The 22,766-nt window shown below is 64.6% G+C and carries 19 protein-coding genes; 5 read left to right on the forward strand and 14 right to left on the reverse strand.

The window, feature by feature from the left end; all coding sequences use genetic code 11:
- Positions 1-17: 17 nt before the first annotated feature.
- The 11 genes from MWU77_RS17130 to MWU77_RS17180 all read right to left on the reverse strand — a co-directional run bounded on the left by MWU77_RS17130 (position 18) and on the right by MWU77_RS17180 (position 13,104).
- Positions 18-587: a nuclear transport factor 2 family protein gene (locus MWU77_RS17130; protein WP_169688673.1), complete on the reverse strand. Its 570-nt coding sequence runs from the start codon at positions 585-587 to the stop codon at positions 18-20.
- Positions 584-1,519: an SDR family NAD(P)-dependent oxidoreductase gene (locus tag MWU77_RS17135; RefSeq protein ID WP_247274311.1), complete on the reverse strand. Its 936-nt coding sequence runs from the start codon at positions 1,517-1,519 to the stop codon at positions 584-586. Before MWU77_RS17135 ends, MWU77_RS17130 begins: the two co-directional genes overlap by 4 nt.
- A 25-nt stretch (positions 1,520-1,544) precedes the next feature.
- Positions 1,545-2,090: a nuclear transport factor 2 family protein gene (locus MWU77_RS17140; protein ID WP_169688675.1), complete on the reverse strand. Its 546-nt coding sequence runs from the start codon at positions 2,088-2,090 to the stop codon at positions 1,545-1,547.
- Between the two features lies 1 nt (position 2,091).
- Positions 2,092-3,525: an aldehyde dehydrogenase family protein gene (locus tag MWU77_RS17145; RefSeq protein ID WP_247274312.1), complete on the reverse strand. Its 1,434-nt coding sequence runs from the start codon at positions 3,523-3,525 to the stop codon at positions 2,092-2,094.
- Between the two features lie 79 nt (positions 3,526-3,604).
- Positions 3,605-5,311, reverse strand: coding sequence for a thiamine pyrophosphate-binding protein (locus MWU77_RS17150; RefSeq protein ID WP_169688677.1), 1,707 nt, complete (start codon positions 5,309-5,311; stop codon positions 3,605-3,607).
- Positions 5,301-6,221 carry an SDR family NAD(P)-dependent oxidoreductase gene (locus MWU77_RS17155; protein ID WP_169688678.1) on the reverse strand — a complete coding sequence of 307 codons (921 nt, stop codon included), beginning with the start codon at positions 6,219-6,221 and terminating at the stop codon, positions 5,301-5,303. Before MWU77_RS17155 ends, MWU77_RS17150 begins: the two co-directional genes overlap by 11 nt.
- Positions 6,218-8,044: an NAD(P)/FAD-dependent oxidoreductase gene (locus MWU77_RS17160; RefSeq protein WP_169688679.1), complete on the reverse strand. Its 1,827-nt coding sequence runs from the start codon at positions 8,042-8,044 to the stop codon at positions 6,218-6,220. The genes MWU77_RS17155 and MWU77_RS17160 overlap by 4 nt, the downstream gene beginning before the upstream one ends.
- Before the next feature lie 29 nt (positions 8,045-8,073).
- Positions 8,074-9,453: an aromatic ring-hydroxylating dioxygenase subunit alpha gene (locus MWU77_RS17165; protein WP_169688680.1), complete on the reverse strand. Its 1,380-nt coding sequence runs from the start codon at positions 9,451-9,453 to the stop codon at positions 8,074-8,076.
- Between the two features lie 28 nt (positions 9,454-9,481).
- The gene (locus tag MWU77_RS17170) at positions 9,482-10,327 is read right to left on the reverse strand and encodes an SDR family NAD(P)-dependent oxidoreductase (RefSeq protein ID WP_169688681.1); all 846 of its coding nucleotides are present in this window, start codon (positions 10,325-10,327) and stop codon (positions 9,482-9,484) included.
- Positions 10,328-10,334: 7 nt separating this feature from the next.
- Positions 10,335-11,924: an SMP-30/gluconolactonase/LRE family protein gene (locus MWU77_RS17175; RefSeq protein ID WP_240959264.1), complete on the reverse strand. Its 1,590-nt coding sequence runs from the start codon at positions 11,922-11,924 to the stop codon at positions 10,335-10,337.
- Between the two features lie 364 nt (positions 11,925-12,288).
- Positions 12,289-13,104 (reverse strand): FadR/GntR family transcriptional regulator, encoded by an 816-nt coding sequence (locus tag MWU77_RS17180; protein ID WP_240959266.1) that lies wholly within the window; start codon positions 13,102-13,104, stop codon positions 12,289-12,291.
- Between the two features lie 108 nt (positions 13,105-13,212).
- Here MWU77_RS17180 and MWU77_RS17185 point away from each other — a divergent pair, with 108 nt between their 5' ends.
- From MWU77_RS17185 to MWU77_RS17205, 5 genes are read left to right on the forward strand one after another with little or no spacing between them, the layout of a single operon-like run.
- Positions 13,213-14,385 (forward strand): acyl-CoA dehydrogenase family protein, encoded by a 1,173-nt coding sequence (locus tag MWU77_RS17185; RefSeq protein ID WP_169688682.1) that lies wholly within the window; start codon positions 13,213-13,215, stop codon positions 14,383-14,385.
- Positions 14,382-15,335 carry an acyl-CoA dehydrogenase family protein gene (locus MWU77_RS17190; RefSeq protein WP_169688683.1) on the forward strand — a complete coding sequence of 318 codons (954 nt, stop codon included), beginning with the start codon at positions 14,382-14,384 and terminating at the stop codon, positions 15,333-15,335. Before MWU77_RS17185 ends, MWU77_RS17190 begins: the two co-directional genes overlap by 4 nt.
- Positions 15,332-16,180 carry an enoyl-CoA hydratase/isomerase family protein gene (locus MWU77_RS17195; RefSeq protein WP_169688684.1) on the forward strand — a complete coding sequence of 283 codons (849 nt, stop codon included), beginning with the start codon at positions 15,332-15,334 and terminating at the stop codon, positions 16,178-16,180. Before MWU77_RS17190 ends, MWU77_RS17195 begins: the two co-directional genes overlap by 4 nt.
- Positions 16,177-17,388 (forward strand): acyl-CoA dehydrogenase family protein, encoded by a 1,212-nt coding sequence (locus MWU77_RS17200; RefSeq protein WP_169688685.1) that lies wholly within the window; start codon positions 16,177-16,179, stop codon positions 17,386-17,388. Before MWU77_RS17195 ends, MWU77_RS17200 begins: the two co-directional genes overlap by 4 nt.
- The gene (locus tag MWU77_RS17205) at positions 17,385-18,473 is read left to right on the forward strand and encodes an acyl-CoA dehydrogenase family protein (RefSeq protein ID WP_169688686.1); all 1,089 of its coding nucleotides are present in this window, start codon (positions 17,385-17,387) and stop codon (positions 18,471-18,473) included. Before MWU77_RS17200 ends, MWU77_RS17205 begins: the two co-directional genes overlap by 4 nt.
- A 76-nt stretch (positions 18,474-18,549) precedes the next feature.
- On the opposite strand, the gene MWU77_RS17210 is transcribed toward MWU77_RS17205, so the two are convergent.
- The 3 genes from MWU77_RS17210 to MWU77_RS17220 are packed head-to-tail and all read right to left on the reverse strand — an operon-like array spanning position 18,550 to position 22,478.
- Positions 18,550-20,256, reverse strand: coding sequence for a class I adenylate-forming enzyme family protein (locus tag MWU77_RS17210; RefSeq protein WP_247274313.1), 1,707 nt, complete (start codon positions 20,254-20,256; stop codon positions 18,550-18,552).
- A gap of 30 nt (positions 20,257-20,286) precedes the next feature.
- Positions 20,287-21,483 carry a MaoC family dehydratase N-terminal domain-containing protein gene (locus MWU77_RS17215; RefSeq protein ID WP_169688687.1) on the reverse strand — a complete coding sequence of 399 codons (1,197 nt, stop codon included), beginning with the start codon at positions 21,481-21,483 and terminating at the stop codon, positions 20,287-20,289.
- Between the two features lie 11 nt (positions 21,484-21,494).
- Positions 21,495-22,478, reverse strand: coding sequence for an MDR family oxidoreductase (locus MWU77_RS17220; protein WP_169688688.1), 984 nt, complete (start codon positions 22,476-22,478; stop codon positions 21,495-21,497).
- Positions 22,479-22,766 lie beyond the last annotated feature (288 nt).

Consider the following 22,766-nt stretch of genomic DNA (forward strand, 5'->3'; position numbering starts at 1 on the left):
TCTTCGATGCGTCCGCGTCAACTCGGGACGTTCGGCTGTCGGACGTTGGTGAGTGGGCGGGTGTAGGACGGATCTGTCGTGGTACGGGACGGTGCACCGTTGGCGAAGATGTCGGGGACATCCGCGAAGGGAATGTCCATCGAGGGAACCATCCCCGACCATTCGATGATGTTGGTGCGAAGGGCTATCCGCCACTCGCCGTCGCGGCGTTCGAGGCGGTCGATGTACCGTCCGCCCGCAATCCAGTTGCTGTCGTCGATGTTTCGGGCTGCGAACAGGTAATACGTTTCGGTGTGGGCAGTATCGCCGTCGAGGTCGCAGGTGTGGTTCAGCAGATTGTGATGGGTGGCCTTCTGCCCCTGCGCGTGCATCGCGGTGGACCAGTCGTAGAGGTCGACGGGGCCACCGACGAAACTACCCGCGGCGATCGTCGCGTCGGTGTGGAAGGCCGAGAGGAACAGGTCGCGATCGAATCGGTCCATTGCCCGGCTGAAGCGGGTCAGCGTATCGAGTATCTCCTGGCGATCCAATAGGGCCTCGAGCTTGGCGACCCTGTCGGACGAGAGAGATGCCACCGGCGTGCTCATGATGTACTCCGTTGCAGTGGGGAGGAAGGAGATGAGGTCGGCCCGACTCCGACCCCTGAACTATCTGCTGCCGCGATCGGAGACCAGATCGGTTCGCCGCGGGTCGATCGAAGTGACGGGATCTCGCGGCCGTCGATATCTGTGACGCCGTACTCCTCCGCCAGTTCGGCAGTGATGAAGGTTCCGCCTGAGCGGCTCATGATTGCGGGATCCTGTGCGAGAGCGGCGATGACTCGACCGGCAAACTCCGGTGAGCAGCCGTTCTCGGGGCGGGTGGCGGCGCCCTCCGTGAGTCCGGGAATGGCCGCCAGGTTCCGCTCGGCGCGCTCCGTGAAGGTCAGGCCCTGCCAGATCGACACGGATGCGACGTCGTACGGCTGCAACTCGACGGCCATGTCGCGTGCCATTCGATCCACCGCGGACTTGGCCATCCCGAAGAGGACGCCGTAGGTGTACGCCACGCCGGTGTACCCGGAGACGGCCACGATGAGTCCCGACTTCTGGGGCGCCATGATCATGGCAGCGTGCCGCGCCGACACGAAGTTCGATCGCACACCGACATCCACCATCTCCCAATTCGACAGTGGCTTCTCCCAGAACGGCTCGGGCTCGGTCAGGCCGTCGGGGAGGGAGAATGCATTGTTGACCAGGACGTCGAGGCGGCCCTGCTCGCGTTCGACGCGCTCGAAAAGCGCGGCTACCTGCTCATCGTTCGCGTGATCGACCTGGACCGCAACACCTGTGCCCCCGCGACGATCACACTCCGCGGCGGTGTCGCCGACGGTGCCGGGGAGTGGGTGCGCGTCGGGGGTCACCGTGCGTCCGGTGACGTAGACGGTGGCGCCGTGCTCCGCGAGCGCCAGCGCGATGCCTTTGCCGATACCTCGGCTCGCACCGGTGACGACAGCAACCCTGCCGGACAGCGCACCCATCCGAACTCCTCCTGCGTATGGTCGATTACATGTTCGTGGCGAGGGGGCCCGCGCCGAAGAACGCCTCACTGTGATCACCAACGGCCTTGCCGGTGAAGTGGTCGCCGCGCAATGGTGTGCCCATTAGGCCCCGCGACCAATCCGCGGACACCCCTTCGTCGCGGGACCAGTCGTAGAGCATGGTGCGCTCCGCGATTCGCCACTGCCCGTCGCGCTTCTCGAGCCGGTCGAGGTATCGCCCGCCGAGCAGGGTGTCGCGCTCTTCGGTTCCCATGTCGACGCGGTGGTATGCGGTGACATGGGTCTCGGCCCTGGCTGTGTCGCCGTCCAGTTCGATGTGCGTCTGCCCCAGCAGGTGCTGGGTGACCAGAACGGCGTCAGACCCCGGGATCACCCATGCGAGATAGTCGTCGAACGAGCCCGCGAAGATCCCGAAATCCACGATGGCGTCGGGCCAGAACGAGGAGCTGACCGCCTTGCTGTCTCGACGGTCCTCCCCGCGGGCGAGGCGCACGATGCACGTTCGGATCTCGTGATGCGCGACCAGAACGCTCGTGTCGGCGGCAGCCATGTCAATTGCCGTCCTCGGGTGTGTAACCGAGGATGCCCTTGATCTCGAGGTAGTCGTGGAAGCCGAACTCGCCCCACTCGCGCCCATTTCCGCTCTTCTTGTACCCCCCGAACGGCGCCCCGAAGTCGAACGCGTCATTGATCGCAACGTTTCCGACGCGGATCCGTCGTGCCACCTGTCGGGCCAGCTCGAGATCCGTGCCGGCCACGAAGCCGGCGAGTCCGTAGTCGGTGTCGTTCGCGATCTCGATCGCATGGTCGATGCTGTCGTAACCCAGGATCGTGAGGACCGGGCCGAAGATCTCCTCGCGCGCGATGGTCATGTCGTTCTTGACATCGGCGAAGACGGTGGGCTGCACGAAGTAGCCGGCGGTCAGACCCTCGGGCCGCCCGACACCACCGGCCACGAGGGTCGCACCCTCGTCGATGCCCCTCTGGATGAGACCTTGAACCTTCTCGAACTGGGCCTTCGACACAACGGGACCGATCGCGGCATCGCCGGTCGGGTCGCCCACCGTCACCTTCGAGGCCGCCTCGCGTGCGGCGGCAATGGCTTCCTCCATGCGCTCTCCGGGGACCAGCATTCGCGAGGGAGCACTGCAGGTTTGACCAGAGTTCATCATCATCGTCGCGACACCCTTGCCGACGTTCTCGGCAAAGTCGGCGTCGTCGAGAATGATGTTCGGACCCTTGCCGCCGAGTTCTTGCGTGACTCGCTTGACACCGGCAGCGGCATTGGCCGCGACGTCGATGCCTGCGCGTGTCGACCCGGTGAACGACACCAGGTCGACATCGGGGTGCCCGGACAGCGCGCGCCCGACGCCGGGGCCGTCGCCCTGGACGAGATTGAAGACACCTGCGGGAACTCCGGCCTCGTCGAGAATCTCGGCGAAGACCTGGCCGTTGAAGGGCGACTGCTCTGACGGCTTGAGCACCATCGTGCAGCCGGTGGCCAGAGCCGGGAACACCTTCACCGAGATGAGGCTGATCGGCCAGTTCCACGGTGTGATCAGGCCGCACACCCCGATGGGTTCCTTGACGACGAGGCTGCCCCCGCGCTGTTCCTCGAAGACGAAGTTCCGGAGCACCTCGATCGCGGTGGTGAGATGCCCGAGGCCGAGATTGACCTGGAAACCGCTCGCCAATGCGGCGGGAGCACCCATTTCCTCGGTCAGTGCAGCAGCGATGTCGCCCATTCGGCGCTGGTACACGTCGAGGATCTTCTCGAGCAGTGCGAGTCGCTCCTCGCGGCTGGTCGCCGACCACGCGGGGAAGGCGCGTCGCGCGGCGGCGACGGCCTTGTCGACGTCTGCAGACGACCCGAGCGACACCGTACCGGTGACCTCTTCGGTCGCGGGGTTGATGACCTCGAAGGTGTCGGACTGGGCCGGATCGGTCCACTGTCCATCGATGTAGAACTTCAGATATTCACGCATGGCTACCCGGTTCTCTCGTCTGATCCTGTACGAAGTTCACTGCTGAGTGAAAGTCACTGCCGGCCTTCGGCATACCGTGTCACTGCTGGCCTTCGGCATACCAGGTGCGGAATTCGTCGTAGCTCGGCATTTCTTCCGAGTTGGCCTTGGGATCCACGGCGACGTGGATGACGCCCGGCCTACCGCTGGCGTAGGCCCGCTTGATTGCGGGTGCAATGTCTTCGTCGCGTTCGACGTACTCGCCGTAGCAGCCGAAGCCTTCCGCGACCTTGTCGAGTCGGGTTTCCTTGCTCCAATGGACGCCTGTCTCGAGTGAGTCGTGCCCGAAAGTGCGCTTGTAGACGCCGACTTCGAGACCCCAGGCGTAGTCGACACCGACGACACACACGAGGGGCAGACCCACTCGCGCGGCCGTCTCCAGTTCGGCGATGTGGAACTGGAACGACGAGTCTCCGGTGATCAGCATCATCGGGCGCTTACCGCCGTCAGCGACACCGGCGCCGACAGCGTACGGGAGACCGGTGCCGAGGTGCCCGAAGTTCTGGTTCCACATCACGTCGTGCGGCTTGGCCTGCGAATAGGTCCAGCCGAAGATCGTGGTGGCGCCACCGTCGCGGACCATGATGCCGTCGGCGGGGAACGCCTTCGTGGCCTCGACGATCAGGCGAGCCGGATGCACGGGGGACATCCCGGACGGTGCGGTTTCGGCAAGTTCGGCGAGCTGTGCAGCCTCCTGCTTGATCCAGCCGTCGAGTTCGGGTGTCGGGGTACGCGGAGAATCCTTCAGTGCATCGACGAGCTGCGGGACGATCGCTCGTAGATCGCCGACCAACGGAACATCGATCGGGCGATTGACACCGATGGACGTCGGATCCTGCTCGATGAGGATCCACTTGCGGTTCGCTTCGTTCGCGACCCAGTGCCGACCACGTCCGAAGTGGACGGGCTCGCCGAGTTCGGTGCCGATGGCGAGACACAGGTCGGAGTTCACGACGGCATCGATGGATGCTGCCGAGAAACCGTACGGGAAGGTGCGGTCCTCGAGGCCTTCGATGAAGGACGTACCACCGGACGTCTGGATGACCGGGCATGCCATGAGGTCGGCGAGTTCCTTGACGGACGCGCCTCCCCTGGCGGTGTGCACGCCGTGACCGACGAGGAGAACAGGTTGTTTTGCGGACCCGATCAAGTCGGCTGCCTCGGCGACCAGATCGGCTCCGGCGGTCTGGCCCACGAGGCGGTACTTCTCCGGGGGAAGGACGGGCGGAGCGTCGATCTCCTCGAGGATGACGTTCTGCGGGTACTCGATGTAGACCGGGCCGGGCGTGCCCGAGAGCGCCTTACGCAGGCCTTCGCGGATGATCTCGTCGGTCTGCTCGGGGTACTCGATGCTCGCGTGATACTTCACGGAGTTCTCGACGAGCGCCATCTGCTGGACGAACTGGATACGACCACGCCGAACACGCTGTTCGGTGATGCGGGCGCGCTGACCACCGAGGAAGATCACCGGAGAGTTCTCGACCTTGGCACACATGATCGCCCCGGAAAGATTCGCGAGACCGGGGCCGAGCGTGCCGATACACACCGCGGCCTTGCCCGTCATGCGGGAGACGGCCTCCGCCATGAAACCGGCGGACTCCTCGTGATGGGGAGCCACCACATTCCAGCCGCGTTCCTCCGCGAGGCGGAACAGATGAACGAAGTTCGGGTCAGGAATGCCGAAGAGCGTATTGATTCCTTCGGCTTCGAAGAGATCCAGAATTCGTTCGTAGACCTTAACTGACATGCGTATTTCCCTCCGTGGCTATCGCAAAGCTTCTCGTGATGTGGTCGACGTGGCCCGACACGGCGGGCAGGATCCACGGGTCGCTGGTGTCGCGGATGACATCGATGTTCTCGGCGACCTCGTCGATCGACCAGGACGGTCGATACACGCCCGGGGTCTCGGCGATGTAGACCTTCGCGACGCGGCCCGCGATGGCAGCGAACATTTCGCCGGTCACCGAGCAGGATTCGTGAGCGAGCCACCCGACGACAGGCGCCGCGAGTTCCGGCCCCATGGGTGGGTACGCAGAGGTATCGAGCCCCTCCGCCAATCGTGTCAGTGCCGCAGGAATGATCACGTTGGAGCGGACGCCGTGCTCTGCCCCTTCGATTGCCGCGACGTTCGACAATCCGATCATCCCTGCTTTCGACGCCGCGTAGTTGGCGACATTGGCGTTGCCGTAGATTCCGCCGATCGACGAGGTGAGCACGATCCTGCCGTATCCGGCTTCACACATCAGCGGAAATGCGGGGCGGACAACGTGGAACGCGCCTCGCAAGTGGACATCGAGCACCGCATCGAAATCTTCGTACGACATCTCGGTCAGCGACGCGTAGCGATTGTTGCCCGCATTGTGGATGAGGATGTCGATTCGGCCGTAGTTGTCGCGTGCGGCCTGAATGATCGCCTCGCCACCGTCTGCGGTTGCGACGGACTCGACGCACGCAACCGCCTCGCCGCCGGCGGCCCGGATCTCCCGGACCACATCCTCGGCCGGACCGGCGTCGAGATTTTCACCGTTGATCGCGGCCCCGGAGTCGTTGACCACGACCTTCGCCCCGAGCGATGCGAGCAGCAGTGCGTAGTCGCGTCCCAGCCCTCGTCCGGCGCCGGTGACGACGGCGACGCGGTCGTCGAATCGGAGTGTCACTTGTCGAGCACCAGCCCTTCCAGTTCGCCCGTGTCGCGCCACGCCTGAAGCAGGTCGCTCAGTTCGTAGAAGCCGCCCCAGAAGGGCTCACCCAGGAAGGATCGGCCGTTCGGTTCGCCCTCGCTGTTGTAGTAGCCGGGGGTGCATTCCGAGACGAATCGGCTGTTGTCGACGGTGTTGTCGCGGATGGTCTGGATCCAGGACTCTTCGGCTTCGGCCGTGGGTTCGACGCGCGTGGCTCCGCGGGTCAGCGCTTCTTTCACGATGTAGGAGATGTGATCGGCCTGCTGCTCGAACATCAAGGTGGTGGCCGCGGTCACGCCGCCCTGGACGAATCCCGTGGCGAAATGGTTGGGGAAGCCGTGCGCCATGATGCCGTGCAGCGTGCGGAAGCCCTTGCCCCAGTGGTCGTAGAGCGAGACACCGCCACTGCCGGCGAACGGCTTGATGTCGAACTGGCGCTCGAGGGAGGTGGTGATCTCGAAACCGCTCGCGAAGACGATGCAGTCGAACTCGTGCTCGACACCCCCCACGATGATGCCCTTCTCGGTGATGCGTTCGACACCTTGCGTGTCGGACACGTCGACGAGCGTGACGTTGGGCCGGTTGAACGTGGGCAGATACTCGTCGTTGAACACCGGCCGCTTGCACATGTTGCGGTAGTACGGTTTGAGTTTCTCTGCCGTCTCGGGGTCTTCGACGATCGATTCGACCCGCTGGCGCAGCCGTTCCATCGCCCGATAGTCTTCGATCTCTTTGAGTTCCAAGAACTTCTCAGGGTCGGCGAGCGCAGCCCAGCCGTTCGTCTCGTTGAGCTTCGCGGCGAGGTTTCGGGAGACCTCGGTCCAGCCGTCACAGATGAGGTCCGGTTCGCCCGGGCTGTAGAACGCGAAAGCCGCATTGTGGAAGTTGCGCTGCCGCGCGTCGCGCCACCCGGGTTCGAGGGACTTCACCCATTCGGGGTCGGTCGGATAGTTGGCGCGTTCGAAGATGTACGACGGGGTGCGCTGGAAGACCGTCAGGTGCTTGGCGCCGCGTGCCAGGTGGGGGATCGCCTGGACCGCTGTCGATCCTGTTCCGATGATGGCAATCCGCTTGTCGCCGATCTTGTCCAGGCCGCCGTGGAGATCGCCGCCGGTGTAGTCGTAGTCCCAGCGGGCGGTGTGGAAGGTGTGTCCCTTGAACTCCGAGATACCGGGGATGCCGGGGAGTTTCGGCTTGTTGTAGGGGCCTTGGGCCATGATGATGAACCGGGCGCGGAGTTCGTCGCCGCGGTTCGTGCCGATGCGCCAGCGGTGGATCTCGTCGTCCCACTCGAGTGATTCGATCAGAGTGTGGAAAAGCGCGTGATCGTAGAACCCGAACTGTTTGCCGATGCGCTGAGCATGCTCGAAGCACTCGTCGCCCTTGGAGAACTTCTCCTTCGGCATGTACCCGGTCTCTTCGAGAAGCGGAAGGTAGCAGTAGGCGTCCGAGTCGATCTGGATGCCGGGGTACCGGTTCCAGTACCACACTCCTCCGAAATCGCCTCCCAATTCCACGATCCGGAAGTCGGTGACACCTGCCTGCTGGAGTCGGTGTGCCGCAATGAGACCGCAGAATCCGCCCCCGAGGATCACCACGTCGATCTCGTCGGTGAGTGGATCACGGGGCGTCACCGGGAGATGTGGATCCGCAGCGTAGAAATCGTCGAATCCGTCGCCGGTCTCGATGTACTGCTGCTGGCCGTCCGACCGAAGGCGCTTGTCGCGCTCGAGGAGATACTTCTGTCGTAAGGCTTCCTGATCGACGTCGGGTGTCGGCGTAGGCGCGCAGTTCTGCATGTGAGTGTCCTCGGGTAAGGGGACGGGGTTCACGCGAGGTCGCGTGGTGCCCCGGTACCCATGTAGGTGGCGAGATTGTGGTGAAGGCTGACGACGCTGCGTTCGCGGTAGGGATTGGGAACCGGACCGGCGAAACCTCGCGACTTCATCCCCTTCTGAACGGCGGCCATATTGTCGAAGTCCTGAGGAAGCACGGTGCGCCAGCCGGGGTCGTCCTGTGGGGTGTACTCCCATTCCGTCTCCGGCTCCTCGCCGGGCGGGAACAGCTCGAACACGGCAGCTTCGAATATGCACTTGTCCGGGTCGGAACCGTAGGGGCGCACGCGATAGCACAGCATGTTGTTCGGGGCATGCCCGATCTGGAAGTTCGGGAAGATCTGCCATGCGGTACCGGCTTTTGCTACGTCTTCCGGCGCGATCGTCGGCCACGTGACTCCGCGAGCCTCGTCATCGCGTCGGGCTGACTCGAGCCAGTGCCGCATCACCTGGTCGGGGGGTGTGCCCTCGGGGAGTTCGTCGACGAGGCGTCGTGCGGCCTGCACCAAAGTGTTCGTCGTATTGGTGTTCGCGTTCTCCCAGGTGAAGTTCTGCAACTGCATCGTCGAGATGCGTGCGTCGGGCCCGGATCCGACGCGGAGCTTGGCCTGGTTCTCGTCCATGCCCTTCGGTGCGTCGTACCCGATATTGCTGTGCTTACCCTGGTTTCGGGCCCAGCCGAGGAACGCTCCGAAGTTCATGAACTCGGGATGGGTGTAGGGGACGTGATAGGTCTCCATGAATGCCTCGAGCGCAACCTTCCAGTTGCAGTCGAACACGAGCCATTTGCGCCACCGGTAGCGCATGTTCTCGAGCTGGAACGGGTCGAGCAGCGACGCGGCCGGTTCCAGGTAGTCGCGCAGCGGCTCACAGTCGGGATCCATGTTGATCCAGATCCAGCCGCCCCAGGTGTCGACGCGGACGTCCTTCAGATTTCGCTGCTGCGCCGACAGGCATCCTTTCCAGTCCTGGTCCTCGGGAGCGAATGTGTTGTTGCCCTCGAGGTCGTAGCGCCAACCGTGGAACCCGCACACGAATTGCCGGGCCTGTCCGCGAGCGTCGTGGGCGCCGTCGGGGACATCGACGAGGCTCCTGCCGCGGTGTGAACACACGTTGTGGTGGGCGCGGATGGTGTCCTCCGCGGTGCGCACGACGATGATCGAGTCATCGCAGATGTCGTAGGTGAGGTAATCGCCGACACGAGGAATCTCCTCGACACGGCCGACTTGCTGCCATATCTTGGCCCAGAGTTTGTCTCCTTCGGCCTTGGCGTAGTCGCGCGAGAGATATGCCTCGACGCCGATCGTCATCGGTTCGGAGAACGGTGCTGCCTCGGACGGGGTGTCTTTGATGTTGTCAACCGTGTCGGTCATGTGATCCTCCTCGTGAAACTGGGCTGATTCAGCGAGTGATGGTGGCGCGGAATGTTTCGTCCTTGAGGAACAGGGACGTGTGGTCAGCGCCCATGTGGGTCCATTTGAGGTTCAGGCCTCCGTCGACGAGCATCGTCTGTCCCGTGACATAGCCGGAGAGGTCCGAGAGCAGGAAGAGGATTGCCCCGGCCTGCTCCTCGGGCGTGCCCCGTCGGCCCATCGCAATCGCCTGACGGTCGCGCTCGGGGTCGGCATCGACGTATGTACCGGAGGCAGGCGTCGCGGTGACTCCTGGTGCGATGGCGTTGACCCGGATGTTGTCGGTGGCGAGTTCGACCGCCATTGTGCGTGTAGCGGCGACGAGTGCCGCCTTCGCGGTTCCGTATGCGATGTGGAACGGGGCGGTGTTCATACCGCTGATCGACGAGATCGAGACGATCGATCCCGGCAGCGAGTTCTTCTTCAGTTCGGCCGCGACCGCCTGGCTCATGAAGAACATCGTTTCGAGGTTCTGCGTCATCAGCGCGCGCCAATCCTCCCGTGTCACGCGGGTGGCAGGCATCCATGTGGCCGGTGCGGCGCCGCCGGCGACATTCACGAGCCCGTACAGGTTGCCGTCGGTTCGGCGGACGGTGTCGAGAACCGTGGCGATGCCGTCGTCGGTCGATGCGTCCGCTGCAACGGGAATCACCGAAAGGCCCTCGGAAACAAGAGGTTCGATGTGCTTGTTGAGGTTCTCCTCGGAGCGGCTCACAGCGATGACGGTGGCTCCGGCCTGCGCGACCATGCGGGTCACGGAGGTGCCGATGCCACCACCTGCCGCTCCCGAGACGATGACGATACGGCCGGTGAGATCGAGGAAATCGTTGCTCATCGGGTGTTCACTTCCCTTCGCGGATCGCGAGGACGCTGCCTTCTGCGTCTGCGGAGATGTAGAGGGTGCCATCGGGGCCCGCGGTGATTCCGGCGAAGGGTCCCTGCGGACCGGCAAACGGGATGAGACCCTTCAGCGGCTTGGGGGTGACCCCCTCGGGCGCCCCGACGGGGAGATGGCGTGCGATGACCTGCTGTGCCTTGGTCTCGAGATCCACACTGATCAGCGTCTTGGCGTCGACGTCGACGATGTAGAGCTTTCCGTCGCGGACCAGGATTCCCTGTGGCCGCTCCAGACCGTCGACGAGCGTGTCGACACCGGCGCTCGTCACCGAGATGATCCTTCCCGCTCCGGCTTCGGAGACGAGGAGAGTGCCGTCCGAGGTGAATGCAAGCCCCGTCGGGTCCTGCAGACCCGACGCAAGCACCTCCGCCTGCCCGGATCCGACGGAATGGACCTTGCCTGTGCCGATGTCCGCCACCGCGACGGTTCCGGTGGCGGACACTGCCACGCCGTAGGCCTGTTCGAGCCCGCCGAAGAGCAGCTCGCTCTCGGCGGTGGCGGGCCGGTACCGCGAGACCGCGGTATCGCCGGCGACGATGAACTCGCCGTCGCCGACCGAGGTGATACCGCGGATGTACCCGGGCCATCCGGGGTGGAAGAGCATTGCGACGGTGCGGAGTTCGCCGTTCGGCTCGAGTGCCAGGAGGAAGGTGCCGTCGGCGACGTAGAGCGTGCCGTCCGTTCCCACGGTCAGGTCCAGGGGCCACGTGAGTCCGTCTGCGAGTGCGGTCTTCGTTTCGCCGCCGCCGAGCACCTCGGTGATCTGGCCGGTGAAGCTCGAGACGAACAGGCGGTCGCCGATGAAGGTGAGGTTGTCGAGGCCAGATCCGATATCGGCCAGTACGGTGCTGTCGCCGGTGCGCGGGTCGATCCGGAGTACCTGTCCGGAAGCCACCTGCGGGGAGATTATGTAGCCCTCGGAGTCGAACTTCAATGCGACCGGAACACCGAGATCGCCTGCGACGCGTTCGGGTTCGCCGCCGTCCGGGTCGATGCGCCAGATGTCGTTGGTACCGAGCGCTGGATAGTAGAGCTTGCCGTCGGGTCCGACCTCGAGGGCATTGGGCAGCTGGAGGCCCTCGACGAGCACCTTCGGTGGGCCGCCGTTGAGGTCGATTTCCATCAGACGCCCGTCGGGGCGGCACTCGTCGACGAAGAGCCGGCCCTGGTGGAAGGTGATGCCGTTGACGCCAGGGAGGTCGTCGCGGAGTAGACGCGTGCTCCCGTCGTCGGAGCGGATGCTGACCCGTCCGTCGTAGTACTCGGTGATGTAGAGCTCCCCGTCGGGATGGAAGGCCAGGTCGTCGGGGGCGACGATGTCGCTGCCCTTCGGGCTGATGGTCTCGACCACGCCGTTGTCGGGGTCGAACGCGCTGATCTGACTGCCTGCCACCTGTGCCACGTAGATGCGACCGTCTGCGCCGGTCCGGATGCCGTTTGCGCCGAACAGTCGGCTCGGGGGAGTGAGCCGGGTGAGGCTCCACCCTTCGGCGAGGTGTGTGGTTGGACCCGTGTAGCGCGACCCTTGCGTCAAGGTAGGTCTCCTCCTGTATGGGAACTCTGATTCGCACTCAGCGAGAACATCGTTCCGCAGTGTTCGAGGGGGAGTGACTCCGGTTTGTGGGTCTATGTCCGGTTCTCGCGAGAGTTTAGTGATGCAAGCCACTCCCGAGTGGTGACTGGCAGTTAATCACGAACCGGCCAGCGCTACAAGTATTGTTATCCTTGTAAGGATTGGATAGGCTGAGCGGATATGAAGAGAATCACGTTCTCATGAGAATGCGCCCGCAGGGCGGGGTGTGCAAGGGCTGGTGTGCAGCAGAACGGCCGGGCTCGGTTGTGGGACCGAGCCCGGCCGCTGTTGGTGAGTCGTAGTCGGGTGTGGGACGCGCCGGAAGTCAGCTACGTGGGCGTTGGCGTGTGGGGAACGTGTTGCGTGTCATCGCGGCCGACGCATTGACGATGGTGTCGCCGAAGCGGTCGAGGACGAGCGCCTGGGTTGCTGCGAGGTGAGAACGCGCGAGTCGTTCGGCTTCGGCGACGCGCCCGTCGGCGATTTCCTTGACGATGCGGCGGTGTGCGTGGACGGCGTCTTCGGCCTTGCCTTCGGACGGGTACTCGCCGCGGCGGGTGAGGGCCTCTGCCCACGCCTCTTCCTGTGCAGACCACAGGGCGACATAGCTGCGCACCGCGTAGCGAATCGTGGCGTTCGGAGTGAACGAGACGATCAGATCGTGGAATTCCCGGGCGGCCTGCGTGAATGCGACTCCGTCGCCGACGAGTTCGGCCGAGGTGTCGATGGATGTGTTGAGGGCGGGCACGACGACCTCGAGGCGGTCCGGGCGTTTCGCGCATTCGGTGACGCACATCGGCTCGAGTAGTTGTAGACCGGCGGCGAGATCCTCGAGTGTGACCCTGCCGGCTTGCAGTGAGAGTCCGAGGTGGTACGCGGCGGAGAATTCGTCGGGGCGATGCACATCGGCGCCGCCGACGTTGCCGCGGCGTACAGTGACCAGACCTTCGGTTTCCAGAATGCGCAGGGCTTCTCGCACCGAGGGGTAGCTGACGCCGAAGTCCTTGACCAGTTGGTCTTGGGTAGGCAATCGGTAGTCGTCATCGGAAAGTATGTGGTCGCGCAATTCGTCGGCAACGGTTTCGGCGATACGTCGCTGTGGCACTCGGCCACGCCGCGGGGTCGTCAAGAAACTCGCCATTCACGCATGGACGCAGTCTAGCGACAGGCGGTCTTTACTACCAAGTATTGCGAGGTTTCAAAATGGCAAGCATTGCTATCCTTGTTATGATTGACGTAATGTCCGGGCATGGACTTCACGATGGGTGGTGCCGCACCGGAACTCCGTAGCGAGTTGCGCCGGCTGGTGCATGAGCACGTTCCCCCACATTTCCTCGGAGCATTCACCGACGACCCGAGTGATCTCGAAGCGGCGCAGGCATTCTGCCGCCTCCTCGCCGACAGCGGATTGCTGTGTATGACGTGGCCCGAGGAGTTCGGTGGACGTGGTGCATCGATCTGGGAACAGACAGTGGTGCGAGAGGAGATGTGGGCGCACCATGAGCCCCGCGGCGCGCAGTACATGGGCGTCAATTGGGTGGGTCCCACGATCATGCGTCACGGAACCGCGGAACAGCAGGACACCCACCTTCCGCCTATCGCGCGTGGCGAAGTGATCTGGTGTCAAGGATTCAGCGAACCCGAAGCCGGCTCCGACCTCGCGTCGTTGCGTACCGCCGCGCGCCGGGACGGCGACGGCTGGCTCATCTCCGGGCAGAAGATCTGGACGTCCTACGCCACGATGGCGCAATGGTGTTTCCTGTTGGCCCGCACCTCCACCAACGGACGGAAGCAGCAGGGACTCACCGTCTTTCTCGTCCCGATGTCCGACCCGGCCATCGAAGTCCGCCCGATCCGGGCGATGCTGGGCCCGCACCATCTCAACGAAGTCTTCTTCAACGACCTCCGCGTCACCGATGCCGATGTACTCGGCACGGTCGACGAGGGATGGAAGGTCGTGCAGGAAGTACTCGCGTACGAGCGCGTGGGTATTGCCCGCTACGCCCGCTGCGAGCGCCTGTTGCAGGCCGCACCGTCGGTCCTCGGTGCGCGATGGGACGATCTGCCGGGCGAGCTGAAGGCGCGCTGGACCCGGATGCTCACGCACTGCCGTCGCGCACGGTTGCTGGCGTACCGGGTGGTGTCGATGCAGAGCGGCGGCGCTGTGCAGCCCGGCGACGCTGCGGCATACCGGATTGCGGTGACGACTCTCGATCAGGACAGCGCGGAGGTCCTCACCGAGATCGCTGCGTACGCCACGCCACCGAGTGGTGACCCCGACGAATTCGACGACGATACCGCCAAGTGGTTCCGCCGCGCGGTCGAAGATCACTGGCGCTATTCGCAGGCAGCCACAGTGGCCTCCGGCAGCATCGAGATGCAGCGGATCCTCCTGGCCCGAGCCATCCTGGCGGCAGCATGAACACTGAACTGAGCAAGGAAGCGACCGAGTACGGCCGTGAAGCGCTTCGTGCGCTGGAAGCGGCAGGGGGCGACGATCTCGCCCAGTTGATCGAAAGCGATCCCGATCACCGCGGGAACATCATCGAGCCGACGCTCGGTGAACTCGGTGCCTGGGATCTCGATCCCCGAGGAGACGCAGACGAACTCGAAGCGGCCGCCGCGCTGTGTCGCAGCGTGGGCTTCGGGGCGGTGCCCTACCCTGTGGCGGAGCGGCTCTCACGACCGGCCGACCTCGACGTCGACGGACTGGTCGTCGTGGACGACGACGCTCCGAAGGCGCCCATCGCGTGCCTCGATCTGCGGTGGGCTGCGGTGAGTGTCGACGGTCGGCGCAGCCTTGTGGATGCCCGCCCGCCGAGTACTCCGCCGCGGATGTCGGCGTTCACTTCTCAGCTCGACCTCCGGCCGATCGACGACGACGGTGCGAAGGATCTCGCCCTCGCGCTGACGCTGCCGTGCTGGACCCTGCTCGGAATGCTCGATCGAGCAATGGATCTGACCCGCTCGCACGTGCTCCTCCGTGAACAGTTCGGAGCGCCCCTGGCGAAACTGCAGGGAGTCCAATTCCAACTCACGGAGGCGGAAGTGGAACGTACGGGACTGGACGTGCTCGCCAAGTACACGCTGTGGAGCATCCAGGCAGGCAATGATGAGGCCGTCGACGACGCCCTGGCATTCCGCTTGGCGGCCGTCGAAGCGGCACAGATCGTGTTCCGGGTCGCGCACCAACTGCACGGGGCCAGCGGATTCTGCGACGAGACCACCGTGTCCTGGATCTCCCGGTACAGCATTCCGCTGCGACGAATGCCGTGGGGACCGTCCGGAACCGTCGACGCGCTGACCAAGCGGATCGACCGGCGCGGACTCACGGGCCTGTTCTCCGAAGCTCCCGAGAAGGCGGTGCTGTGAAATACGAACTCCCGGACGTACTCACCGTCGAATGCGAGGGTCCCATCCGGATCGTCACGATCAACCGTCCCGCCGATCTCAACGCCGTCGACAAGGACCTGCACTGGGCCCTCGCGCACGTGTGGCGGCAGCTCGCAGGCGACACCGACGCTGCCGTGGTGATCCTGACCGGGGCAGGGCGCGCGTTCAGCGCCGGAGGTGACCTCGACTGGATCACCTCCTTCCTCGACGATCCGGTCGCGCGCGACGAGAGTGTCCGGGAAGGCGCCGAGATCATCGACGAGATGCTCCGCTTCCCGCTACCTGTGATCGCAGCGGTCAACGGACCCGCGGTAGGTCTCGGCTGTAGCCTCGCGGTGCTCTCCGATGTGGTCCTCATGTCGGAGAGGGCACACCTCGCAGACCCCCACGTCGCGGTGGGACTCGTTGCGGGCGACGGGGGTGCGGCCTTCTGGCCGCTGCTCACCCCGATTCTCCGCTCGCGGGAATACCTCTACACCGGCGACAGGATACCGGCGAGGACGGCGGTCGAACTCGGCCTGGCGTCGCGCGTCACCGCGCCCGACGACCTGTTACCCGAGGCGCGGCGCCTCGCTGAGCGCCTCGCCGCGCAACCCGCACAGGCATTGCGCAGTACCAAACGTGTGGTCAATATGTATCTGTCCCAAGCGCTCGCCGGTCCGATGCAGGCCGGTTTCGCGGCGGAGATAGCAACCATGCAGTCCGCAGAGCATCGGGACCGATTGCTCGCTCTCCGGGACAATGCGGTCAACCGGGAGAATGCAGCGAACCGGGAGAATGCGGCGAGGAAATCTATGCCGAAGGAGAAGGAAGAAGCGCGATGAGTGCCGGGACGACAAGCGTCGGAGCGCCGACACTCGAGGGCTTCCGGACCTCGGTCCGCGGCTGGTGCCGCGACCATATCCCCGCAGACTGGCGCCGGGCCCAAACCGATGTCTCCGACGACGAATTCGTCCGATTTCAGAAAGCCTGGTTCCAGGAACTACGCGGAGCGGGCTTTGCGGTGCCACACTGGCCGGAGGAATGGGGAGGCGGCATGTCCGTCGCGGAACAGGTCGTGCTGTACCAGGAACTCGCAGCCCACGACGCACCCCGGCTGGTTCTGCCCTTCGTCTCGATCCACCACGCCGCGTCGACGCTGCTCGCCGCCGGCACCGACGAACAACGGAACCGTCATCTCCCTGCGATCCTCGACGGCGAGATCTGGTGCCAGGGCTTCTCCGAGCCCGGCGCGGGATCCGACATGGCGGCACTCGCGACCAGCGCCCGGAAGGACGGCGACGTCTACATCGTCAACGGCCAGAAACTGTGGGCCAGCGGTGCGTTGTACGCCGACCGGTGCCTGCTGCTGGCCCGCACCGATCCCGACGCCCCGAAACGCAAGGGCATCTCGTACTTCCTGATGGACATGCGTACCCCCGGAGTCGAGGTACGTCCGATCAAGCAAGCGACCGGCGAATCGCACTTCTGCGAGATATTCCTCAACGATGTCGCCATTCCTGCGACGAACCTTGTCGGACCCGAGAACGAAGGATGGCGGGTCGCGCAGGAAACACTCGGAGCCGAGCGCGGCATGACCATGCTCGAACTCACCGAGCGACTGAGTCACGGCGGGTTCCGCTTGCTCGTCGACCTGTGCACCCGGCCGGGCCCCGACGGGACGGCCCCACTCGACGACACGCGCGTCGCAGACCGGCTCGCCACACTCGAGATCGAACTCACGGGGCTGCGCGCATTGGTGTCGGATTTCGTCGCCGCCGACCGGCCAGGGCCGGCCGACGCGTCGATCGTCAAGCTCTACTACAGCGAGCTGCTCCAGCGCATCACCGATTTCGGCACAGAGATCGCGGGTCTCGCAGCGCACACCGATCTACGGAAACCTCAGTCCAGCGGGTGGGAATCAGGGGCATGGATGCTCGATTTCATCGGCTCGTGGGAGTGGACGATCCCGGGCGGAACCAGCGAAATCCAACGCACCATCATCGGGGAACGTGGCCTCGGTCTGCCCCGCGAGCCGACAGGACAGCGATGACCGACTCACTCCCGGACCTGTCCGAATTCCACGACGAACTACGGTCCGTCGCGCGAGACCTTTTGTCAAGATCAGGCCACGACGCGCCGGTCGACTGGGAGTCGATCAGCACATCCGGATGGCTCGGCCTCGAAGTTCCGGGCGAATTCGACGGTGCCGACGCCACTTTCGCCGAGGTTGCCGTGATCCTCCGGGAGGTCGGCCGCGCAGCCGCACTCGGACCCTATCCGTCCGTCGCGTCGCTCGCGGTGGCAGCACTCGAGCGCGTCGAACCTGGCGATGATCGTGACCGCCTCCTCCGCGACACCGTCTCGGGAAACGCTGTTCCGGCATTCGTCCTCGGCGGGGAATCTGCAGGCCGGACCCAATTCCAAGTGGAGGCCGTGCCGCAGGGAGCGATCCTCCGGGGCGCGGCGGCGTTCGTGCTCGACGCTCCCGACGCAGACCGGCTACTCGTACCGGCGCAAGAACCCGATGGCACGATCGTCGTCGTCGATCTCGATCCGGGGGCGCTCGGGCTCGTGGTGACCGGACAACCGGTCGTGGACGCGACACGCAGTTTCGGGACCGTAGTCGCCGAGGGCGTGACGATCCCGCCGGAATCGGTGTGGCGATTCCACGATGACCCCCGGGAGACACTGCGACAACTGCACGACCGTGCCCTTGTGGCCGTGGCCTGTGACAGTCTCGGTTCGAGCGAGGCGATGCTCGACGCTACCGTCTCCTACGCCGGGATGCGAGAGCAGTTCGGACGCAAGATCGGCTCGTTCCAGGCGGTCAAGCACGCCTGCGCCGACATGCTCGTCCAGGTGACGGTGGCCCGAACACTGGTCGACGCCGCAGTGCGCAGCCTGGTGTCCGGAGACCCGGAGACGACGACTGCGGCCTCGATGGCCAAGGCCTACAGCTGTGCGGCGGCCGTCGAGGTTGCCGGCAAGGCCATGCAGTTGCACGGTGGAATGGGCTACACGTGGGAGAGCGGCGTCCACGTGCATCTCAAGCGTGCGACGTTGAACCGCTCGTTGTTCGGTTCACCTGCGCTGCACCGGGCGTACCTCGCGCAGCGCTATCGACCTGCCTCCTGAGGCCGAAGACGACGAAGCGAGAGGTCCTGCACACACTCGGAGCGTGTGCAGGACCTCTCGCTCTGGTGGCGGTCGGTTATTTCTGGAGACGCTTGATGGCGAGTTCCTTGATGTCGCTCGACTTGATCTTCGCGGTGCCGGTGAGGCTGATTTCCTCGTTGTCGAAGAACAACACCTCTCGCGGAACCTTGTAGCTGGCGAGGCGCTCGCGCAGGTATCCACGAATCCCGTCGACATCGAGGTCGGCTCCTGCGTGCGCCACTATGCAGGAGACGACGACCTCCCCGAGCGTGTCGTGGGGGACACCGACCGTGCGTGCCACTTTGACTCCGGGGCACGCGATGAGCGCTTCGTCGACCTCGAGGGGAGAGACGTTCGCGCCGCCGGTCTTGATGATGTCGGTGAGGCGTCCTTCCCAATAGAGTCGCCCGGTGTCGTCGACGTAGCCGCCGTCGCCGGTGTGGAAGAACCCGTGGTCGTCGACCGTCTCACTGAGGGGAGTGCCGACGTACCCGAGCATCAACGTCGGTCCCTTGACACAGATCTCGCCTCGCTCTCCTCGGGGAACGACAGCGCCGGTCAAGGCATCGACGATCCGGATCGTCACCCCGGGCAACGGCTTTCCGCTGCTACCCGCGATCACATCGGACGGGGTATTGGCGGGGTAGCACGTACTGATCGTGAAGGTTTCGGTATTGCCGTACGCGTGACCCGGCTCGTACCATTCGTCGGTCACCGTGGGGTGACGTGCTACCGGTGTGTTGTAGTCGACGTAGCGGAGGCTACTCAGATCCGCCTTGTCCCAGTTCGGGGCACCGACGAGCTGAGCCCACTGGTGCGGCCAGGCGAAGGGGAAGTTCACCCGTTCTTTCTCGATGAGCTCGAGGGCTTCGCTCGGATCGAACGTCGGTTGCAGGATGAGCGACCCACCACTGGCGAGGGTGTTGCCGAGGGCCATCGCGAAATTCCCCGACCAGAAGTAGCCGTTCGCTGTCCAGCACCGAATGTCCATCTCGAGCGAGAATCCGTACATGCGCCGGAATCGCCACATCTGAATGGACACTCCGCGGTGCGCGCTCAGAATGCCCTTCGGTTTGCTGGTCGAACCGGAGGAGAAGAACAGCACGGCCACATCGCTGGGCTGTACTGACGCGGCGGACGCTTCGACCAGTTCGCGGGGCTGTGATTCACCGTGGGCGAGGAACTCGTCCCACGCTTCGATCGACTCGCCTTCGGCCTTCTTGCCGACCATGGCGACGTGACGGAGGAAGGGGAACTTCGTCGAGTGGATCTCGTCGCCGCCGGCTGTGCCGATCCGCGGTTCCAGGTCGGTCAGGGCTGCGGCGAAGTCCGTCTTCAGGACGTTGCGCTCGAACAGCAGGATCTCCACCCCCGAGGTCTCGAGCATGTAGTCGAGCTCCGACGGGGTCGAGAACGTGCTGAGTGTGACTGCGACACCCCCTGCAAGGGAGGCGCCGAAGACCGCCGTGATCCACTCGGGGCGGTTCGTCATCAGCACGCCCACGCGTCCGTCCTTTGCGAGGCCGAGTCCCCGCAGCGCCCGCGCGACGTCGATAGCCCGCTCCCACAGTTCGGAGTAGGTCCATCGGGTGACGCCGTCGGCGCCGTGCATCACAAGCGCTTCGCGATCGCCGTACAGTTCGGTCACCTCGCGGAGGAAACCGGGCAGGGTGAGGGCTCCGAGCCCCGGTTCGTCGCTCAGTGGTGGGCCCGACACGATCGAAACAGAGTCCACCGCTTCTGCCTTCGTCTCAGTACTCATGGATGACTTCCTGTTGTCTGCGCGGTGCCGCTACAGCGGCAGCTCGACCTCGGCGAGGGAGGACACGAGGACGGTGCCGTCCTGGTTCGTCAGCCGGAGCTTGACCTGGACGAGTGGAACGCCCCAGGTCGACATGGGCTCCTTGTCGACGATCTCGGCGTCGAAGTACGTGACGTCGCCTTCGAAGGCAGGCCCGCGGAAGTCCGACTTGATGTGGCGCACCATGCCGTCGAGGCCGGCCCAGTTAGCAAGGAAGTCGGTGCACCAGGCGCCCATCGTCGCGCCGTATCCGTAGGCGCGTGCCATGCCGACTTCGCCGGCCTTGTCCTCGTCGATGTGTCCGCGGGACGGGCCGACATAGAGGCCGTCGCGCTTGCGGGGATCGATCTTGGCGCCTTCTTCGTCGAAGCCGAAACCGTCGACCCAGCCCGGATCCTGGTAGACCCACGGATCTTCGACGCCCTCGGGTGCCACCCACCCGAACGTGCCCCAGATGTTGAAGAGGAACGCACGGTATTCGGTGGTGAAGGACGCGATGGTGTGGGGTCCGAGGACCCGTCGCGGCAGTGTGTCGCCGACCTTGACCTCGTCGAACCGCGGTGAGATTCCGGACCGCGTGGTCAGGAGCCATTCGTAGCGCAGATTCTCGATCTCGACCAGCTCGGCGCTTGTCCACTTCTTCTTCTCGCCGAGCTGGTTCTCGTACATCCCGCGCTTGGTGGCTTCTGCGGACAGATACCGGATGGCGGTGGAACGCTCCTTGGCGACGAGGACACCGTTCTGATTCTTGTGGACGGTGTCGCCGCGCGAGAACATGGTGGGTCCGGCGAACTTCGTCTCGGCCACCTTGTAGTCGTGGAAGCGCCGCTCCTGGAAGAGCTTGTCGCCCGGGCGGACCGGGCAGCCGTAGAACCACCATTCCTCGCCGCCGAAGATGAGATGGCTCTCGGGGATGCGCCCCACACACGCCGGTGCGGCGCCGTGGCCGTAGTCCAATGCGACGGCGATCGACTGCGGGGCGATGATTCCGCCGTATCGCGAGTTGCGAGCAAACTCATGATCCCAGTGGATCGGATTGGGATTGTCCATCGCCATCACCCACCGGCGGATGTCGGAGGTGCTGCACGGATCCCACAGCTGCCCGCCACCGATGGGTTTTCCGACTCGATGGTCGACGTCGGAGAGGTCGAGTTCGACAGGGCTGGTGTTCTCGGACTTCTTTGTCACTGGTGCTCCTGTTATCGATTGACGTCGACGACGATGCGGCCGCGCACCGTGCCGTCCATGAGCCGGTCCGCCGCGGTGATGGCCTCCTCCAGCGACACCTCCTGGGTGATCGTGTCGAGCGTGTTCGCCTCGAGATCGCGGGACAGGCGTGCCCACGCGGTGAGACGCCGTTCGCGCGGTGCCATCACGCTGTCGATCCCGAGCAGAGATACCCCGCGAAGGATGAAGGGCGCCACCGAGGCCGGGAAATCCATGCCCTGCGCCAGTCCGCACGCGGCTACTGCGCCGCCGTAGCGGGTCTGTGCGCACGCATTGGCAAGAGTGTGGCTGCCTGCTGTATCGATGACGCCGGCCCACCGCTCCTTCTGCATGGGCTTTCCGGCCGAGGAGAGTTCGGCGCGGTCGATGACGACGTCGGCGCCCAGCTGTTGCAGGTATTCGGACTCGGCCGGCTTTCCGGTCGCAGCGGCCACGGTGAACCCGGCCTTCGTCAACAGCGCGATCGCGACACTGCCGACACCACCCGTGGCGCCGGTGACCAGGATTTCGCCTTGATCGGGGGTCACGCCGAAGTTCACCAGGGCATCCACACACAGGCTCGCCGTGTACCCGGCCGTGCCGATTGCCATCGCCTGCCGCGAGGTGAATGCTTCGGGCAGGGGGATCAGCCAGTCACCCTTCAGTCGTGCCTTCTGGGCGAATCCGCCCCAGTGGGTCTCGCCCACACCCCAACCGTTGAGGACGACGCGGTCGCCCGCTTTCCACTCCGGGTTCGAGCTGTCGGTGACGACTCCCGCGACATCGATGCCCGGAACCATCGGAAACTTCCGCACCACTGGAGATTTGCCGGTGATGGCCAGCCCGTCCTTGAAGTTCAGTGTGGAGTACTCCACCTCGACGGTCACGTCCCCTTCGGGGAGTGCCGATTCTTCGATGCTCGTGCGCGTCACCGTCTGGCCGGTTTCGCCCTTCTCGATCACTACTGCCGAAAACATAAGAAACGAAGTCCTTCCTCAGCCCACCCGGGCACGTACGGAGGTTGCGCTCGGTTCGCACGCTACTTCAATCATTACAAGGATGGCAATACTTGAATGTTGGCGTGGGAATGGTGATACTTCCTGTGATCGTCGTCACGCTCGGGTGTCCCGATTGTCCGGGCTGTCGATCGCTGTACGCCGATATCCGATGCCGTACCTCGACCTCCGACCGTCCACGGGCATCGTCCGGGACGATTCCATTCTTGTGAGAGGCCATGATGTTTCGACACAGACGTGTACTGTCAG

The sequence above is a fragment of the Rhodococcus sp. F64268 genome (assembly GCF_023015605.1).
GTDB lineage: Bacteria > Actinomycetota > Actinomycetes > Mycobacteriales > Mycobacteriaceae > Rhodococcus.

Excerpts from the sequence above, each read along its gene's own strand:
- MWU77_RS17130 (WP_169688673.1), bottom strand. The coding sequence starts at position 587 with ATGAGCACGCCGGTGGCATCTCTCTCGTCCGACAGGGTCGCCAAGCTC.
- MWU77_RS17135 (WP_247274311.1), bottom strand. The coding sequence starts at position 1,519 with ATGGGTGCGCTGTCCGGCAGGGTTGCTGTCGTCACCGGTGCGAGCCGA.
- MWU77_RS17140 (WP_169688675.1), bottom strand. The coding sequence starts at position 2,090 with ATGGCTGCCGCCGACACGAGCGTTCTGGTCGCGCATCACGAGATCCGA.
- MWU77_RS17145 (WP_247274312.1), bottom strand. The coding sequence starts at position 3,525 with ATGCGTGAATATCTGAAGTTCTACATCGATGGACAGTGGACCGATCCG.
- MWU77_RS17150 (WP_169688677.1), bottom strand. The coding sequence starts at position 5,311 with ATGTCAGTTAAGGTCTACGAACGAATTCTGGATCTCTTCGAAGCCGAA.
- MWU77_RS17160 (WP_169688679.1), bottom strand. The coding sequence starts at position 8,044 with ATGCAGAACTGCGCGCCTACGCCGACACCCGACGTCGATCAGGAAGCC.
- MWU77_RS17165 (WP_169688680.1), bottom strand. The coding sequence starts at position 9,453 with ATGACCGACACGGTTGACAACATCAAAGACACCCCGTCCGAGGCAGCA.
- MWU77_RS17170 (WP_169688681.1), bottom strand. The coding sequence starts at position 10,327 with ATGAGCAACGATTTCCTCGATCTCACCGGCCGTATCGTCATCGTCTCG.
- MWU77_RS17180 (WP_240959266.1), bottom strand. The coding sequence starts at position 13,104 with ATGGCGAGTTTCTTGACGACCCCGCGGCGTGGCCGAGTGCCACAGCGA.
- MWU77_RS17185 (WP_169688682.1), top strand. The coding sequence starts at position 13,213 with ATGGACTTCACGATGGGTGGTGCCGCACCGGAACTCCGTAGCGAGTTG.
- MWU77_RS17190 (WP_169688683.1), top strand. The coding sequence starts at position 14,382 with ATGAACACTGAACTGAGCAAGGAAGCGACCGAGTACGGCCGTGAAGCG.
- MWU77_RS17200 (WP_169688685.1), top strand. The coding sequence starts at position 16,177 with ATGAGTGCCGGGACGACAAGCGTCGGAGCGCCGACACTCGAGGGCTTC.
- MWU77_RS17205 (WP_169688686.1), top strand. The coding sequence starts at position 17,385 with ATGACCGACTCACTCCCGGACCTGTCCGAATTCCACGACGAACTACGG.
- MWU77_RS17210 (WP_247274313.1), bottom strand. The coding sequence starts at position 20,256 with ATGAGTACTGAGACGAAGGCAGAAGCGGTGGACTCTGTTTCGATCGTG.
- MWU77_RS17220 (WP_169688688.1), bottom strand. The coding sequence starts at position 22,478 with ATGTTTTCGGCAGTAGTGATCGAGAAGGGCGAAACCGGCCAGACGGTG.